Genomic DNA, 16,319 nt, shown 5'->3' with positions numbered 1-16,319 from the left:
TCTAGAACTTCTCCGGGAGGACGAGGGCCAGCAGCAGGTAGCCGAGGAGGAGGGCGCTGACGATCAGGCCGACGAGGTTCTCGGCGCTCACAGTCGCCCCACCGCCTTGGTCAGCAGGGCGGCGAGGACGAAGAACGCGATCGTGATGGCGAGGTAGAGGACGTCGCTCATGCGGTCCTCCCGTACGTCGACCGGTGCGGCGTCCGGTGGTGACGGACCGCGTGGGTCGCGACCGAGCTGCCGCCGAGCGCGCCCGCGAGCAGCGCGGTCATCAGCAGCAGGTCGGAGAGCGCGAACGTCAGGACGCCGTACCGGTGCGTGACGAAGCCGGTGAGCAGCGCCCAGGCCGTGAGGCCGAGCAGCGCGGCGAGGGCACGGCTGACTGTCGCACCGAGCGCGGCGGTGACGCCGAGCAGGAGCACGGCGGCGTGTGCCTCGTCGAGGCCGGCGAGGCGGGCGACGATGACGGCCAGCACGAGCCCTCCGGCACCGATGCCGAAGCGGAACTCGACCTGGTCGAGGGGGTGGGGTCGGTTGGTCACGGCTCCCAGTGAAGGCGGCGGCGACCGCGAGCGGGGGCCTCCTAACGCGGCTCTAACGACGGCTAACGCGCCCCTAACGCCGGGCCGGATCGGCAGCGCGGGAACGAGCGCGGGAACGGCGTTAGGAACGCGTTAGGAACCGACCTCGAACGGCTCCGGGCACCTTGGATGGTGGTATGTCCATCACCCTGCGCCAGCCCGTGCGCGCCGGCTTCAAGGCCTGGCTGTTCTACCGGCCGGAGCCCGCGACCCAGGTCGGCCCTCACGCTGCGCAGCCGCAGGGCGAGAGGCCCGAGCCGTGGTGGAAGGTCATGTGCCTGACCGGCCTGGACTACTTCTCCACGCTGGGCTACCAGCCCGGCATCGCCTTCCTCGCCGCCGGACTGCTCAGCCCGATCGCGACCGTCATCCTCGTGCTGCTGACCCTGCTCGGCGCCCTGCCCGTCTACCGCCGGGTGGCCGAGGAGAGTCCCCACGGCCAGGGCTCGATCGCGATGCTCGAGCGGCTGCTGCCGTTCTGGCGCGGGAAGCTCTTCGTGCTCGCGCTGCTGGGCTTCGCGCTGACCGACTTCATCGTCACGACGACGCTCTCGGCCGCCGACGCCAGCGTCCACCTCATCGAGAACCCACACGCACCGACGTTCCTCGACGGGCACCAGATGCTGATCACCCTCACGATGCTGGCGCTGCTGGGTGCCGTGTTCCTCAAGGGCTTCAGCGAAGCGATCGGGATCGCCCTCGTGCTCGTCACGAGCTACCTCGCCCTCAACCTCGTCGTGATGGTGGCTGCCGCGGCGCACGTCGTCGAGCACGGGCACCTGGTCACCGACTGGAGCAGCGCGCTCACCCAGCAGCACGGCAACGTGTTCGTGATGGTGGCGGTCGCGCTCACGCTCTTCCCGAAGCTGGCACTGGGCCTGTCCGGCTTCGAGACCGGGGTCGCGGTGATGCCGCACGTACGCGGGGCGGTCGACGACCGCCCGCGCCGGCCCGCCGTCCGGATCCGCAACACCAAGAAGCTGCTCACGACCGCGGCGATCATCATGAGCTGTTACCTGCTCTGCTCGAGCCTGCTGACCACCGTGCTCATCCCGGCGGACGAGTTCGAGGCGGGCGGGAAGGCGAACGGCCGCGCGCTGGCGTTCCTCGCCCACACCTACCTCGGCGAGAGCTTCGGCACCGTCTACGACGTCTCGACCATCGCGATCCTCTGGTTCGCCGGCGCGTCCGCGATGGCCGGCATGCTCAACCTCATCCCCCGCTACCTGCCGCGCTACGGCATGTCGCCGGAGTGGGCGGGCGCCGTACGGCCGCTCGTCCTGGTCCTGACCGCCGTGGGCTTCCTCATCACCTGGATCTTCGACGCCAACGTGGACGCCCAGGGTGGCGCCTACGCGACCGGCGTCCTGGTCCTGATCACGTCGGCGGCGGTCGCGGTGACGCTGGCCGCCCGGAAGGCCCGGCAACGGTTCCAGACGATCCTGTTCGGCGTCGTCGCCCTGGTCTTCGTCTACACGACGGTCGTCAACGTGGCCGAGCGGCCGGACGGCGTGAAGATCGGCGCCTGCTTCATCGCGGCGATCATCCTGGTCTCGCTGCTCTCCCGGGTCGTGCGGGCGTTCGAGCTGCGCACGCTCGACATCGAGTACGACGCCAAGGCGGAGCGGTTCATCCGCGACTGCTCGCGACGTGCGCTCCGGCTCGTCGCCAACGAGCCCGGCTCCCGCGACGTCGAGGAGTACCGCGACAAGCTGCGTCAGATCACGGACGACCACGACCTGGCCGACACCTCGGACCTGGTCTTCGTCGAGGTGACGGTCAAGGACTACAGCGACTTCGAGGGGGCCCTGCAGGTGCGTGGCGCGGTGATGCACGGGCACTACCGGGTCCTCACCCTGGAGGCGCCGTCGGTGCCGAACGCGCTGGCGGCGCTGGTCCTGGACCTGCGGAACAAGACCGGGGTGCGGCCGCACATCTACTTCGAGTGGACGGAGGGCAGTCCCGTCGCGCAGCTCCTCAAGTTCCTGCTGTTCGGCGCCGGCGAGGTCGCGCCCGTCACCCGTGAGGTGCTGCGCCGCGCGGAGCCTGACCGCGGTCGACGGCCCCACCTGCACGCAGGCTGAGCGCGGTGCCGGCTACTTCAGGCGGTGACCGTGCTGAAGGTGCTGCTGCAGCTCGCGGACGAACTGCTCCCGGTCGACGGCGAGCACCGAGACCGGGATCGTCGTGGTGCCGCCGTCCTTGAGGCGCAGGACGACGCAGGGCTCGTCGTGGATGGTCGTCGTGATCGCGTCCTCGACCTGGGTCCAGCGCGCCGCCTTCACCCCGGCTCCGCGCACCATCCGCACGCTGTAGCCGTCGGGCGCGGCCCGCATGATGTAGGCGCGGGAGCGCAGCCACCAGCCCGTCACGGCGAGCCCGATCAGCCCGAGGATCGCGACGATGACAATGACGTCGAGCGACCAGTCCGCCAGGATGACCAGGGGCGTCACGATGAACACGACGACGGCCAGCAGGCAGAGGTAGAACCCGATGAAGCGCACCGTCACGAGAGGCGCGAGGCGGTAGTCGACGTACTGCTGCTGCGGGTCCTGCTCTGACATGGCGCGATTGTCTCCCGGACACCGCGCCGGGATGGCATCGGGGTTGTCCGGCCGAGTGACGTGGCTCACACTTGGGGCATGGCTGTCGCCGGGGGCACCTCCGATGCTCTGCGCGCCCTCGACCACGCCCTCGACGCGCCCCGTGGCGCCGGCGTACCGCTGGGGAACTGGCGCTGGGCGGTGCGGCAGCGGCTCGCGACCGTGCGCGACAGGCTCGTCGCCGAGACGCTCGGCCCGCAGGAGGGCTGGCTCGCCGCTCGGGGCGGCGCGGCGTTCCGCGAGCGCAACAGCCTGCTCACCCGGCTCAGCGCGCTCACCCCGGCGGTGCTCGAGGAGCACGATGCCGAGGAGGTACGTCGCGACCTGAAGCGCCTGGTCATCGACATCGCGCACCATGTCCAGCACGTGCACGACCTGGTCTACGACGACGTGGAGATGGAGCTCGGCGGCGAGGAGTGAGCCGCCGTTAGACTCCCCTGGTGCGCTGCCCCGGCAGCCACGGAGGGGTGCCGGAGTGGCCGATCGGAACCGCCTTGAAAGCGGTCGTAGGGAGACCTACCGCGGGTTCGAATCCCGCCCCCTCTGCCACGACGCGCAGACTCGGTAGCACCCGCTCCGACAACGGAACCCACCGCTCGAGCGGACCTGGGCCTTTCTGCCCAGATTTCCACCTGAGTTTTTTGCACCGGGTTTTTACCTTCTGCAACAACCCCGTCGCCCCCACCCGATCCGGCGAGTTTGGACCCCTTCCGGTGTGTCGGTTTCAAGGGGTTGGCGGGTGGATCAGACGTCGCGCGAGCGACGCAAGCGCGGTCGCCCTTTCCGACCGCCCGTCGACTCCTCGCCCTACGCCGACCCGACCGGCGGCGCCGACGCGCGGATCGCGTGGCTGCTCGGCACGCGGCGCCTGAGCGCGCTCGACGGCGAGTACGCCACCCGACGTACGTTCGTCCCGGCGCTCGCCGAGAGCGGCGGGTTCGCCTGCGACGAGAGCCGGGTCAGCCGGTGGGAGTCCGGGAGCGGACCCGTGCCGGCCGCCGTCCTGACCGGCTACGAGAAGGTGCTCGGCCTCCCGCGGCACTCGCTGCGTGCCGCCGCGCTGACGCTGGGCCCCGCGCTGCCTGCGACGGCGGTCCGCCAGCGGCCGACCGACGAGAAGTTCGACCGCCTCATGGAGGTCGTCCTCGACGGTGCCCCGAACGGCGCCGACTGGTTCACGTTGGCCGACGAGCTGAGCCACCGCCCGCCGATCTACCTCCGCCGCGAGCTCTGGGCGACCCTGAGCCGCCAGCTCATCCACGAGGCCAGCCGCTCCCTGCACGTCGCCTACCTGACCCGTCGCGCCGCGTTGCGCCGCCTGTTCGCCCACCCCGTCGTCGGACCCCACCTCGTCTCCGCGCTCGAGGAGTACGTCGCCGAGCCCGGCGCCGTGCGCCGCGCCGACGCGGCCTCGCTCGCCGCCGCCGTGCCCGGCCCGGACGCGACGGCCCTCGCGATGCGGCTGCTGCGCGAGGGCTCGGACAGCGTGCGGCGGGGCGCTCTCCGCGCGGCCGGCTGGCTGCTCGCGACCGGACACTTCGACGAGGAGGCCTTGCCCGAGCTGGAGCCGGTCCTCCTCGACGGCCTGCGAGCGTCCGGCGCGGCCGTCCACCTGGCCGACGTCGCGCGGCGACTGCCCCCGGCGGCCGCCGAGCGGGTCCGGTCCGCCCTCCCGGACCACCCGGCCCTGGCGACGGTGGACCGCAACAGCGAGACGGTCCCGGCCGAGCTCGCCGAGTCGAGCGCGCGGCAGCTCGTCCAGGCGGTCCAGGCCGCGGCGCCGGCGCCGCTGCGCGAACCGGACTCGATGCTCGAGCGGCTGCTCCGCGAAGCGCTCTTCCACTCCCACGACCAGCGGCGCCGTCAGGCGGCGTACCTCCTCATGTCCAGCCCCTACCGCGACGCCGTCGCCGCGGGTTGCGCGGTGGTCGTCGGCGGCCCGGACGCTCGCGTGAGGACGGCCGTCGCGCGCCTGATGCGCTACTGCACGACGACCGCGCAGCTGCCCACGCTGCTCGGGATGGCTGCCGACTCGGACGGGGAGACGCAGCGCGTCGCGCTCGTCGCCCTGGGCAACAACCCCTACCCGCTCACCGAGCGGCAGGCCCAGGTGCTCCTCTCCAGCGACGCGCCGTGGTCGACGCGGCGTCACGTCGACGCGGTCTCCTACGCCCTCGGGATGCACGGGCTCGGCGGGCTGGTCACGGATCCGGAGAGGCTGCGGCAGCTCGGCGACGGGCGCGAGGGCCTCGACCGGGCCCTCGCCAACGCGAAGTGGTGGCAGACCGCAGGATCGCGCCTCACCTCGTGAGGGGTCAGGAATTCGTTTTCAGGCCTTTACATGAGAGAACGTTAAGAAGACCTTAAGACGAGTAAATGGCCGACGCGGCCAGAGACGGAGCCATGAGCACGACACCGGGAGACCTGCCGGCGCGCGAGTCGCGCAACGGTCGCCCCTACCGTCCGCCGGAGGAGCGCGTCGCCCCCGAGGCCTCGGTCGTCGACCGGCGTACGCGCACCGCGTGGCTCCTGGGCACGACGCGGATGCTCGCCCGGGGTGGGTCGTTCGCCCAGCGGCGCGACTTCGTGGCCGCCCTCACCGACCGCGGCGTCAGCTGCGACGCCAGCCGGCTGAGCCGGTGGGAGTCCGGCACCCAGGGTGTCGGCACGTCGGTCCTGGCGGCGTACGAGGACGTCCTGGGCGTGCCGACCTACCAGATGCGCGGCGCCCTCGACCTCGTCCGCGCGCCGCGGACCCCCGCCTACGGCGTCATCGTCGAGGACGACGACGTCGACCTGCACCCGCGGCTCGACGAGCTGCTCAACGCGGCGCTCGAGGGCCGTGCGAGCGGCCTGGAGTGGCTGGAGCTCGCGCAGCGGGTGATCAAGACCGACGCGGTCTACCTGCGCGAGGCCGACTGGCAGGTGCTGGCGCGTGTCCTGGTCAACGAGTTCTGCCGCTCCGCCTCCACCGGCTTCATCGCCCGGACCAGCGCCTTGCGCAAGCTGATCGCCTACCCGCGCGCCCAGCGCCACCTGCTGCTCGCGATCGGCGAGGTCATCCTCGACGAGCGGGTCGCCCGTCGGGCCGAGCCCGTGCACCTCTTCACGCGCATCCCGGGTCGCCACGCGAGCCGGCTGGCGCTGCGCCTCGTCGAGAGCGAGGACCCGCCGGTCCGCATCCACGCCACCCGCACGCTGGCGGCGCTCCTGGCCGACGGCGGCTTCGACGGCGCCGACAGCCGGCTCGTCGAGACGCTGGTGCGCCAGCTCCGCCAAGATCCCGGCAGCTTCGAGCTCGCCGACGCCGCGGCACAGCTGCCGCAGGGCGAGCTCGAGCAGGTGCAGGCCGCCGTACGCAGCAAGGCGCTGCACCAGGTCCTCGCCACGCACGAGATCGTCGCGCGCGACACGGCGGCGACCTGTGCCCGCCAGGTGACGGCCACCGCGAACCCGACGAGCGCACGCCCGCGGATCGAGTCCGACGGCATGCTGACGCACCTCATCCGCGACGGACTCTTCCACTCCCACTTCAGGCGGCGGGCGTCCGCCCTGGGGGTCCTGGCAGCGAGCCAGTACGCCGGCCGGGTCGGCCAGGGCTTCCTGGAGCTGCTGGGACACCGCGACCACGCGGTGGTCGAGAGCGCGCTCGAGGGGATCGCGTGGCTCGTCGACGACAGCCACGCCGACACCCTCGCCGAGGTCGCCGCGTCCTCGCGCCCGCCGTCGGAACGACGGCTCGCGCTCTCGGCGCTCGGCCGGCTGCCGTCCGACCCGTCGGCCCAGGTGATCCAGACCGTCGTGGGCTGCCTCTCGGACGCGGCGGGCGAGGTGCGCCGCGCCGCCGTCGCGATGCTCGGCATGCACGGCCACGCGGACCAGGTCAGGGGCGTCGACCCGCAGCTCGACGCCGCCGCGCAGTGGTGGCTGGACCAGGGGCCCCGGCTCGCCCGCTGAGAGGCGCCCAGGCCGAAAGGCCGGACAGATCTCTCTTGAGTGCCCTCGAGACACGGAAAATGGGCCTCCACATGAAGGCCCGTGAAACCGGATACCGAAACTCGCAGGTGGTCTTCGCCTGTGTAACGGCGAAATCCACCACTAAGGTGACAGGGGCGGTCCGGACCGATCTCTCGCAGCGGCAAACTGTTGAACGGTCCGGACCGCGTCCTTGGTCCCGGGGGTTATTCGTTTGTGGTGCAGCAGGGGGACTCCGGGAGATGGGTCCCCCGGCATGAGGAGTGGGGCTCCGGAGCCTCAGCTCCGGAACCCCACTCCGTAGGTCACTTGACCGACTTGGCGGCGGTCGAGGCGGCCTTGGTGGTCTTGCTGGCGGAGACGACGGCCTTGTAGGTGGTCGACTTCTTGTTGCCGTTGGCGTCCTTGATGCGGAACACCTTCTTGCCGGCGGAGATCGTGCCAGCGGTCACCTTGACGAACTGACCCTTGACCTTCTTGTACAGCGTGACGGTCGTGCCGTTCGGCGCAGCGGCCGAGACGGCGAGGATGTCACGAGCCGAACCGCTGGTGGCCTTGAGCGACGCGGAGATCGCCTTCGGGGTCACCGGGGTGGGCTTGGCCGGCGGGGTCACGACGACCGGGGCCTTGACCGCGTACTTCGAGGTCACCGGACCGGCGTAAGCCGACACCGTGGCGTCCGCGGCCGGGGTGCCGATCGCGGCGTAGCCCGGGTCCAGCGTCACGGAACCCGCACCCGCAGCGGAGCCCGCCGACAGGGTGAAGGAGACCGAGCCGTCGGGGCCCGTGGTGCCCCACAGCGACGAAACGCCGCTGCTGAAAGAGCCGGCGCCGGTCTGCGTGGCGTAGACGTCCTCGTTGGAGCGCGGGTTGCCGAAGCGGTCCGTCGCCGTGGCGGTCACCTTGGCGGTGCCACCCTCGACGAGCTCCGCCGGAGCGTTGACCGTGAAGCCGTAGAAGTTGCCGACCGTGTAGGTCTGCTTGTCGAAGGCCTTGGCGGGAGCCGCACCGGCGGTGACGCTGACGGTCTGCTCACCGACCTTGGTCGAGCCGACCTTGACGGTGGCGTCACCGTTGCCGTCGGTCTTGACCGTGGCGGACGTGCCCTTGTTGCCCTTGGCGTCCTCGATGAAGCCGAGGTTCGTCGTGAAGGTCACGTTCGTGTTCGTCAGCGCGACACCGTCGGCGTTGGCGACACGGACGGTGTAGGCAGAGCCGGTGTTGACCGAGTCGACCGTGTGGGTGCCAGCCGCGACGGCGGTCGCGGTGATGGCGGCCACGGCGGTCGACTTGACGAACTGGACCGTGAAGGTCGCGCCCGTGGTGCCGGTGTGGGTGGTGTCCGAGAACACGATGGTGTCGCCACCAGCGGTCGCGGTGTCCGCGTAGGACAGGGTCGCCTGGCCGGCGGCGTTGGTCGTGACCTGCTTCGGCGTACCGGCCGCGGTCGGGTTCGCACCGGTGATCACGGCGCTGAGGACGTCGCCAGCAACGGGCTTGCCGAACTGGTCGGAGACCTCGACCTGGACGCTGACGGTGCCGCCGCGCGTGGCCTGCAGGTTGGTGAGGCCGCCGTTGCCGAGCAGCTTGACCTCGGCCTGGCGGGCATCGAACGTCGCGATGGTGGCGTCGTCGACGAAGCTGCCCTGACCCGCGAGCGGGCTCTTGGACGCGTAGAGCTCGGCGTAGACGCTGTCGCCGTCGACCGCCTGGGCCTTGGTCACCTGCACCGAGACGGTCGCGAGACCGTTGGCGTCGGTGGTGGCCGGGTAACGGACGGTGTCGCCGCCGCCGACGGTCACGTCGATGGCGACCGGGGTGCCCGCGGCAACCTTGCGCGTACCGGAGACGTCGTCGACCTTGACGGTCACCGGGACGGTGACGGCCTCGTCGGCGGGCAGCAGCCCGGCGACCGGAGCGGTGGACGAGAAGCCAGCCGTGTTGAGGGCGAGCGACGGGGTGGCGACGACGGTCCAGCTGATGGTCGCGACCGGCTCGGACGCGTCCGCGGCCGGGGTGTTGTCGCCGGTCGTCTGGTCGGCCCACACCTTGAGGGTGTGCGAACCGACGGCGTTGCTGAGGGTGATGCTGCGGGTGTACGAGCCCTCGGCGGTGGCACCGCCGGGCACGGCCGTCTTGGCGCCGTTGTCGAGGGTGTAGGAGAGCTGAGCGCCCTGCACGCCGAAGCCGCTGGCGTCGAGCGCCTTCAGGTCGACGGTCGCGCTGTCCGCGGCGTAGAGCGAGGCGGGCACCGACGAGGCGGAGATGGTCTTGATGTTGTCGTTGCCGACCTTGTCGCCACCGACCACGAAGGAGGAGCTCTTGGCCGCGCCGTTGGCGGTCGCCTTGACGGAGACCGTGGCGGTGACCTTCGACGACACCGTGAAGGTGCTGCCGGCCGCGACGTCGAACGACGGGGCGACGATGTTCTTGTCCTGCGTGCCGTCCAGAGCGACGCCGGTGCCGTTGATGACAACGTCACCCGCAGCCTCGGTGCCGGACACGGCCGCCGAGAGGTTGATGGTGACGTCGCCGGTGGCGGCGGTGCCGTCAGCCTTCTTGGCCTCGACCTTGTAGGACACCGCGTCGCCGGTGGAGACCGACGTGGCGGAGGGGGTCAGGGTGATGGTGTAAGCGTCAGTCGACGGGGCGGCGAAGGCCGCGCACGGAACGCCGACAACCGCGAGCGCAGAGATCGCGGAAGCCGCGAGTCCCCGCTTGATGCCGCTGCTGTTCATTCTTGGTGATTCCTTCCGGATGTGTGAGCCATGCCGGGAATTTCCCCGGTGGCAACGTCCCGAGAGACGTGGCACATGGCTCACGCTTCGAGCCAGGCTCCCGGAACCATAAGGAGCAGAACTCGCGGCAATCCGGTTGTTGTTGACGGTTCAGGCATCGACACAAGAAAGGACTAGTCCGGCCCGGGACCCCATGATCGGAAGCCCCCGCGCGCGGCTGCGACAGGGGCTTCTGAGCGGGAGGAACAGGGGCGTCAGGTGGTCAGCTCGACCAGCACGTCGCCCTCCTGGACGACGTCGCCAGGCGCGACCTTGATGGCGCGTACGACGCCGCCGTGCTCGGAGATGACGGGGATCTCCATCTTCATCGACTCCAGCAACGCGACGGCGTCACCGGCCGCGACGGAGGCGCCGACCTCGACCGACACCTCGATGACATTGGCGACCATCTCCGCGACGATCGCGGTCACACTCTCCCTCGGCACACCCCGGACGCTATCCGTTACCGGCGCGTAGGGCGTCACCGGCCGGTCAGCAGAGCAGGCTCAGAGGAGCGCGTCGGTCCGCTTGGGCTCCGGCCGGACGGCGTGCTCGGCCTCCTCGGCGCGACGTCCACGGCGGCCGACGGCGCGCTTCCCGCCACCGGCCCCGGTCAGGGCGAGGTCGATGCGGATGACGACGTACCCGATCAGCAGACCGACCACGAGGCCGTAGAGCACCGACAGCGCGGACTCGGTGACCGAGATCGCCGGGTTGACCAGCGAGTCGGCGACGGCGGCGGTGCCGGCGACGCCGAAGGCGCACACCCACCAGCCCTGCCGGCGGCGGGCCCGCATGTGGGTGCCCCAGACCAGCGCCGGCACGCCCAGGACCGCCTCGATCGGGCGCGGGAAAGCGCCGAGGTGGTCGCGGCTCCAGTGCACACCCTCGAGCAGCGTGTTGACGAGATCGTGGGTGCCGTAGCGGCGCAGCATCTCCGCGTAGAGCAGCGTCACCACGAGGACGACGGCGCCGAAGAGCACGATGAAGAGCCCGCGCGAGCCGAGCCCGTGGAGACCGGCGCCGAGCCGGTAGACCAGCGTGAACGCGCACAGCAGGGCGAGGACGAGGGCGGCGTACTCGAACCTGGTCACGTCGACCTCCGGCTCGAAGCCGAGCACCGCGACCGCGCCGATACCGGCGACGACGACAGCGATGCAGGTCTCTCGTACGGCGTCCCAGAACCGCACGGCCGGCACCGTGATGACCACGCCGAGCACCGCCGCGACCGCGGCCGTCACGACCGCCGCTCCGGTGCGCAGGTCAGCGCGGTCGAGCACCAGCGTGAGGGCCCCGACGGCGAGCGTCAGCGCGCTGAAGACGACCGGGCGCCCGCCGGTACGGGCCGCGAGGACCCAGGTGTAGGCGGTCGCGATGGCCACCGAGCCTGCGCCGGGGAGCCACTCCGGCCCCCGCGGGAGGATGCCTGCCGCAAGGGCGGCGAGCCCGCCGGCGACGACGAGGACCCAGAGCACGATCTCGTAGATCGGGGCCTGGGTGCTCTCGGCCGGCTCGACGGCGGCCGGCGCGGCCGGGCCCTCGAGCGCGATGTTGCGCCGGACCGGCGGATCGAGGTGGTCGATGACCGCTGGTACCCGCTCCGTCCGCCGCACATCGGTCGGGTGACCGTTCGCCGGGCGGCGCTGGGCGGCTCGCCGTCCGCCTCGACCGCGAACCGGTTCGGCTCGACGACGGGGGGCGGCTCTGCTCACGGCAGCCAAGGTTAGAGGACCACTACCGACTGGTCACATGCGCCGGTTGGCGAGGCTGGGATTGACCTCCCGCGCTCGGTCGAGCACCGACCGCTCCAGCCGCGCGGTCACGGTCTCCTCGCCGTCGCCGGCCTCCGCGAGGACGTCGCCGAGCGGGTCGACGACCAGCGAGTGGCCGCAGTAGCGGGGGGCGGGCTGACCGGCCGCGACGACGTAGGCCGTGTTCTCGATGGCTCGCGCCCGCACCAGTGTCCGCCAGTGGTCGACCTTGCGCTCGCCGGCGACCCAGGCCGCCGGCACGACGAGGATCTCCGCGCCGGCCGCGACCAGCGCGCGGGCGAGCTCGGGGAAGCGGAGGTCGTAGCAGGTCATCAGGCCGAGGGTGGCGCCACCGACCTCGACCAGCGCGGGCTCGATCGACCCGGCGCTGAGCCGGTCGGACTCGCGGTAGCCGAAGGAGTCGTAGAGGTGGATCTTGCGATAGCTGCGCTGCGTGGCGCCGTCGGTCGCGAGCAGCGTGTTGAACGGGTGGGTGTCGGTCGCCTCGAACATCCCGGCCACCACTGTGCTGCCTCGGTCCGCGGCCACTCGGGCCAGCTCGGTCGCGAACGGCCCGTCCAGCGGCTCGGCGTCGGGCCCGAGGTCGTCGGTGATCGGCCCGAAGTCGCGGGCGAACGCCTCGGGGAGCACGACCAGGTCCGTCCCGGTCGGGGCGAGCTCGTCGAGGCGAGCCCGGTTCTTGTCCGGCACGAGGTCGGCCGCGGCCTGCACCAGGGCGACGTCGAGCGAGTCCCACGCGGTCATGCCGCCACTCTAGGGTGGTCCCGTGCTGCTGCCCTGGTCCGCCGTCGTGCTCGCCGGCGGACGTGGCTCCCGGCTCGACGGCGTCGACAAGGCGGGGATCGAGGTCGGCGGCCGCACGCTGCTCGAGTGGGCGCTCGACGCCGTGGTCGACGCCCGCGAGGTGGTCGTCGTCGGCGACCCGGTCCCGACCGAGCGGCCGGTGACGTTCACCCGCGAGAGCCCCCGCTACGGCGGCCCGGCGGCCGGGCTGCTCACCGGCGTCGACGCGCTCCTGGACCCGCCGGCGTACGTCGCCGCGGTGGCCGTCGACATGCCGCGACTGACCATGGGCACCCTGCGGCGGCTCACCGACGCCGCCGACGGGCGCGACGGCAGCGTCCTCGTCGGACCCGACGGGCGACGCCAGCTCGCCCTGGTGGTCGCTACGAGCCGGCTGCGGGAGATCCGTCCCGACCACGAGCACCAGCACGATCTCGCCCTGTGGCGGCTGCTCGGGCCGCTCGACCTCGCGGAGGTCGCCGCCGTCGGCGACGAGCACCGCGACGTCGACACGTGGACCGACCTGCGCGACCTGGCGTGATGCAGATCGCCTCGCGAGGACGGCACCTGATTTCGCACGACCCCTCAGGTCGGACGTAGAGTCTGCCGACTTATTGGCACCAAGTGCACCACCCCGCACCACTCCCCCGAGGCCCTCCCGCATGTCCAAAGCGATTCCCAGCAAGCCGCCGCTGCGGCCCTTCACCCCCGCCTACTCCGTGACGACCGCGGCCCGCGTTCCCGGACGGAGCACCGGCCCGACGCGTCCCGACGCGGTCGAGCGCCCCGGCACCGAGCCGACGTCAGGACCCGCCTCCTAGCCTGAGGTCCATGCGAGCGATCGTCGTCACCGAGCCCGGAGACCCCGAAGTCCTCACCGTCACCGATCTGCCCGACCCGTCGCCCGGACCCGGCGAGGTCCTCCTCGACGTGGTCGCCGCCGGCCTCAACCGGGCCGACCTGCTGCAGCGGCAGGGGTTCTACCCGCCGCCGCCCGGCGCCTCCGACATCATCGGCATGGAGTGCAGCGGCACCGTCGCCGCGCTCGGCGAGGGCGTCACCGGCTGGACGATCGGTGACGAGGTGTGCGCGCTGCTCGCGGGCGGCGGGTACGCCGAGAAGGTGGTCGTCCCGGCCGGCCAGGTGATGCGGGCGCCGGCCGGCGTACCCCTGGTCGAGGCGGCGGCCCTCCCAGAGGTGGCCTGCACCGTCTGGTCGAACCTCGTCATGACGGCGCGGATGCAGCCCGGCGAGACGCTGCTCGTCCACGGTGGCGCGGGCGGGATCGGCAGCTTCGCGATCCAGCTCGGCAAGGCGCTCGGCGTCACCGTCCTCACGACCGCGGGCACCGAGGCGAAGCGCGAGCTCTGCCGACAGCTCGGTGCCGACGTGACGATCGACTACCAGGAGGAGGACTTCGTCGCGGTCGCCCAGGAGCACGGCGGCGCCGACGTCATCCTCGACAACATGGGCGCGAAGTACCTCGCCCGCAACCTCGACGCCCTCGCCGACGGCGGCCGCCTGGCCATCATCGGGCTGCAGGGCGGCGCCAAGGCCGAGCTCGACATCAACGGGCTGATGCGCAAGCGCGGCTCCGTCATGGGCACCACCCTGCGCAGCCGCCCGACCGACGGCCCGCGCGGCAAGGCGGCGATCTGCGCCGAGGTCGTCGAGCACGTCTGGCCGCTGATGGAGGCGGGCACGATCCGCCCGCTCGTCGACACCACGTTTCCGCTCGCCCGCGCCGCTGCCGCGCACGAGCGGATGACGTCGGGTGCGCACAGCGGGAAGCTGCTCCTGACCGTCTGACTACTGTGGGTGCCATGAGCGAGGACCAGGTAGTCGTCATCGGCCCGGACGGTCGGCCGGTCGCCATTCCGCAGCCCGCCGCCGAGGGGCCGGAGGACGACAACGAGCGCAGCATCACCGAGCTCGTCGAGCAGCCCGCGAAGGTCATGCGGATCGGCTCGATGATCCGCCAGCTCCTGGAGGAGGTGAAGGCCGCGCCGCTCGACGAGGCCTCCCGCACCCGCCTCAAGGAGATCCACCAGTCCTCGATCAAGGAGCTCGAGCAGGGCCTCGCCCCCGAGCTCGTCGAGGAGCTGGATCGACTCACCTTGCCGTTCACCGAGGACCGCGTCCCGTCCGAGGGCGAGCTCCGGATCGCCCAGGCGCAGCTCGTCGGCTGGCTCGAGGGACTCTTCCACGGCATCCAGACGGCCATCTACGCCCAGCAGGTCGCCGCCCGCGCCCAGTTCGAGCAGATCCGCCGCAGCCTGCCGCAGGCGATGATGCAGCCCCAGCCGCCGCAGCAGCCGGGGGCGCCGCAGGGCCCGCCGCAGCCGGGCCAGGCGGGCGGGATGTACCTCTAGGCCCGTTCCGCGGCCGAGCGTCGCCAGCGCCGCGACACGACCAGGCCGAGGAACCCGACGATGACGAGCGCGAAGCCCGGTGCCGCCATCCGCAGGAACGGCCGCGGGTGGGTGGCCCCGACCTGCTCATAGCTCACCTGCGTCGGGGTGGGCGTCGGGGCGGGCGCGGTGCCCGGCCCCAGGAGGGCCTGCACGCGCGCCAGCAGGGCGTCGCTCGCGGCGGCCGTGCCCGAACGCGGGCCGGCGAGCCAGCTGTCGCCGTCAGGCGTCGCCATGACGACGTACCTCTCGCCGGCGGTGAGCTTCCCGAGGCCGCACGTGCCGCCGGTGGTCCGGACGCGCACGTTGGCGGTGGTGACCTGACCCTTGTAGATCCGGTCGACCTGCACAGTCTGGACGAACGAGGTGCCGCTGGCCGCCGACGTGGTCACCACTCCGGTGAAGACCACGGTCGCGCGCTGCACGGCCACGGCGGGCGCCGGCCGCGGGCAGGCCGGGGCCGCGGCGTCGGACGCCTGCGGCCCGATCACCACAGCGCAGACCGCCACGAAGACGAGGGCGAGGGCACGGCGGAGCATCCGCCCATCAGACCAGATCACCGGTCGAGCACTCCAGCCAGCACCTGCGCCACGCCATCGTCGTCATGGCCCGGCGCGACGTGGGTCGCGCACTCGAGCACCGTGGGGTGCGCGTCGGCCATCGCGTACGACGTCCCGGCCCACGTGAGCATCGGCAGGTCGTTGGGCATGTCGCCGAAGGCGATCACGTCGGCTGCCTCGACGCCCAGCTTCTCCGCGATGAGGGCGAGCGTGGACGCCTTCGTCACTTCCAGCGCGCTGATCTCCAGCAGCGGGAACGAGGAGTGCGTGACGTTGACCCGGTCCCCGACCACCGCGACCGCGGCGGCGACGAACTCGTCGGCTGCCAGGCCGCCGCCGCGGGCCAGCAGCTTGAGCACCGGCCCGTCGGCGAGCTCCTCGAGCGCGACCTCGCGCCGCGGGCTGAACCCGCGGTCGTCGTCGGCGCGGTGGCGCAGGTAGTCCGGCTCCATCGCCCAGCCCGCCACGGTCTCGACCGCGAACCGCACGCCAGGGATCGCGGCGCGCAGGGACCGCGCCACGTCGAGCGTCACCGCCGGCGACATCGGCCGCTCCAGCCAGGGCAGGTCGGCGGCCACGTCCCAGACGAGGGCGCCGTTGGACACGATGGCGAGGCCGTGGCTGCCGACGTAGGAGAACACGTCCCGCGCCCACCGCAGCGGCCGCCCGGTCACGAAGACGACGTGCACGCCACGGTCGTCGAGGTCGGCCAGGACCTGCGCGGTGTACGCCGACACCGTGCCGTCGGAGCGGACGAGCGTGCCGTCCAGGTCGGTCGCGACGAGCCGCGGGAGCCGCTGGGACGTCTCGGCGGGTGGCACCACGGGCCGTATTCTGCCGCAGCCCGGCGATAACAT

At 72.0% G+C, this 16,319-nt stretch carries 17 protein-coding genes and 1 tRNA gene; 9 read left to right on the top strand and 9 right to left on the bottom strand.

Annotated features, from left to right (window positions below; all coding sequences use genetic code 11):
* Window position 1 precedes the first annotated feature (1 nt).
* Together QDS12_RS02375 and QDS12_RS02370 are read right to left on the bottom strand one after the other, a co-directional pair.
* Window positions 2–91, bottom strand: a complete 90-nt coding sequence (locus tag QDS12_RS02375; protein ID WP_279876610.1) for a potassium-transporting ATPase subunit F — start codon at window positions 89–91, stop codon at window positions 2–4.
* A 76-nt stretch (window positions 92–167) separates the two neighbouring features.
* Entirely contained in the window at window positions 168–542 is a 375-nt protein-coding gene (locus QDS12_RS02370) for a hypothetical protein (RefSeq protein ID WP_279876609.1), read from the bottom strand.
* 176 nt (window positions 543–718) lie between these two features.
* Between QDS12_RS02370 and QDS12_RS02365 the strand changes: the two genes are divergently transcribed.
* On the top strand, window positions 719–2,665 hold the full coding sequence (locus QDS12_RS02365) for an amino acid transporter (protein ID WP_279876608.1): 1,947 nt from the start codon (window positions 719–721) through the stop codon (window positions 2,663–2,665).
* A gap of 12 nt (window positions 2,666–2,677) precedes the next feature.
* On the opposite strand, the gene QDS12_RS02360 is transcribed toward QDS12_RS02365, so the two are convergent.
* Complete coding sequence (locus QDS12_RS02360; RefSeq protein ID WP_279876606.1) at window positions 2,678–3,145, bottom strand: hypothetical protein; 468 nt, start codon at window positions 3,143–3,145, stop codon at window positions 2,678–2,680.
* Window positions 3,146–3,223: 78 nt separating this feature from the next.
* Between QDS12_RS02360 and QDS12_RS02355 the strand changes: the two genes are divergently transcribed.
* The 4 genes from QDS12_RS02355 (at window position 3,224) to QDS12_RS02340 (ending at window position 7,141) form a co-directional block, all read left to right on the top strand.
* Window positions 3,224–3,604: a hypothetical protein gene (locus QDS12_RS02355; RefSeq protein WP_279876605.1), complete on the top strand. Its 381-nt coding sequence runs from the start codon at window positions 3,224–3,226 to the stop codon at window positions 3,602–3,604.
* Window positions 3,605–3,645: 41 nt separating this feature from the next.
* Window positions 3,646–3,733: transfer RNA gene (locus tag QDS12_RS02350), tRNA-Ser, on the top strand.
* Between the two features lie 190 nt (window positions 3,734–3,923).
* The gene (locus QDS12_RS02345; protein ID WP_279876604.1) at window positions 3,924–5,495 is read left to right on the top strand and encodes a hypothetical protein; all 1,572 of its coding nucleotides are present in this window, start codon (window positions 3,924–3,926) and stop codon (window positions 5,493–5,495) included.
* A 92-nt stretch (window positions 5,496–5,587) separates the two neighbouring features.
* Window positions 5,588–7,141: a hypothetical protein gene (locus QDS12_RS02340; RefSeq protein ID WP_279876603.1), complete on the top strand. Its 1,554-nt coding sequence runs from the start codon at window positions 5,588–5,590 to the stop codon at window positions 7,139–7,141.
* Window positions 7,142–7,464: 323 nt separating this feature from the next.
* Here QDS12_RS02340 and QDS12_RS02335 read toward each other — a convergent pair whose 3' ends face one another.
* The 4 genes from QDS12_RS02335 to QDS12_RS02320 form a co-directional block, all read right to left on the bottom strand.
* Window positions 7,465–9,897 carry a hypothetical protein gene (locus tag QDS12_RS02335; RefSeq protein ID WP_279876602.1) on the bottom strand — a complete coding sequence of 811 codons (2,433 nt, stop codon included), beginning with the start codon at window positions 9,895–9,897 and terminating at the stop codon, window positions 7,465–7,467.
* A gap of 254 nt (window positions 9,898–10,151) precedes the next feature.
* Window positions 10,152–10,382: a biotin/lipoyl-binding carrier protein gene (locus QDS12_RS02330; protein WP_279876601.1), complete on the bottom strand. Its 231-nt coding sequence runs from the start codon at window positions 10,380–10,382 to the stop codon at window positions 10,152–10,154.
* A 60-nt stretch (window positions 10,383–10,442) separates the two neighbouring features.
* Complete coding sequence (locus QDS12_RS02325) at window positions 10,443–11,549, bottom strand: hypothetical protein (protein ID WP_279876600.1); 1,107 nt, start codon at window positions 11,547–11,549, stop codon at window positions 10,443–10,445.
* A 132-nt stretch (window positions 11,550–11,681) separates the two neighbouring features.
* A complete protein-coding gene (locus QDS12_RS02320) occupies window positions 11,682–12,452 on the bottom strand; it encodes a carbon-nitrogen hydrolase family protein (protein ID WP_279876599.1) in 771 nt (256 codons plus the stop codon).
* Window positions 12,453–12,474: 22 nt separating this feature from the next.
* Between QDS12_RS02320 and QDS12_RS02315 the strand changes: the two genes are divergently transcribed.
* The 4 genes from QDS12_RS02315 to QDS12_RS02300 all read left to right on the top strand — a co-directional run bounded on the left by QDS12_RS02315 (window position 12,475) and on the right by QDS12_RS02300 (window position 14,863).
* The gene (locus QDS12_RS02315; protein WP_279876598.1) at window positions 12,475–13,032 is read left to right on the top strand and encodes an NTP transferase domain-containing protein; all 558 of its coding nucleotides are present in this window, start codon (window positions 12,475–12,477) and stop codon (window positions 13,030–13,032) included.
* Between the two features lie 121 nt (window positions 13,033–13,153).
* Window positions 13,154–13,312 (top strand): hypothetical protein, encoded by a 159-nt coding sequence (locus QDS12_RS02310; RefSeq protein WP_279876597.1) that lies wholly within the window; start codon window positions 13,154–13,156, stop codon window positions 13,310–13,312.
* 10 nt (window positions 13,313–13,322) lie between these two features.
* Complete coding sequence (locus QDS12_RS02305) at window positions 13,323–14,300, top strand: NAD(P)H-quinone oxidoreductase (RefSeq protein ID WP_279876596.1); 978 nt, start codon at window positions 13,323–13,325, stop codon at window positions 14,298–14,300.
* 14 nt (window positions 14,301–14,314) lie between these two features.
* The gene (locus QDS12_RS02300) at window positions 14,315–14,863 is read left to right on the top strand and encodes a bacterial proteasome activator family protein (protein WP_279876595.1); all 549 of its coding nucleotides are present in this window, start codon (window positions 14,315–14,317) and stop codon (window positions 14,861–14,863) included.
* On the opposite strand, the gene QDS12_RS02295 is transcribed toward QDS12_RS02300, so the two are convergent.
* Window positions 14,860–15,441, bottom strand: coding sequence for a hypothetical protein (locus tag QDS12_RS02295; RefSeq protein ID WP_279876593.1), 582 nt, complete (start codon window positions 15,439–15,441; stop codon window positions 14,860–14,862). The genes QDS12_RS02300 and QDS12_RS02295 overlap by 4 nt on opposite strands.
* A gap of 17 nt (window positions 15,442–15,458) precedes the next feature.
* The gene (locus tag QDS12_RS02290; RefSeq protein WP_279876592.1) at window positions 15,459–16,286 is read right to left on the bottom strand and encodes a Cof-type HAD-IIB family hydrolase; all 828 of its coding nucleotides are present in this window, start codon (window positions 16,284–16,286) and stop codon (window positions 15,459–15,461) included.
* Window positions 16,287–16,319: the final 33 nt, after the last annotated feature.

Source organism: Nocardioides sp. CER19 (assembly GCF_029846275.1).
GTDB lineage: Bacteria > Actinomycetota > Actinomycetes > Propionibacteriales > Nocardioidaceae > Nocardioides.
This window is presented reverse-complemented; position numbering and strand designations above follow the sequence as displayed.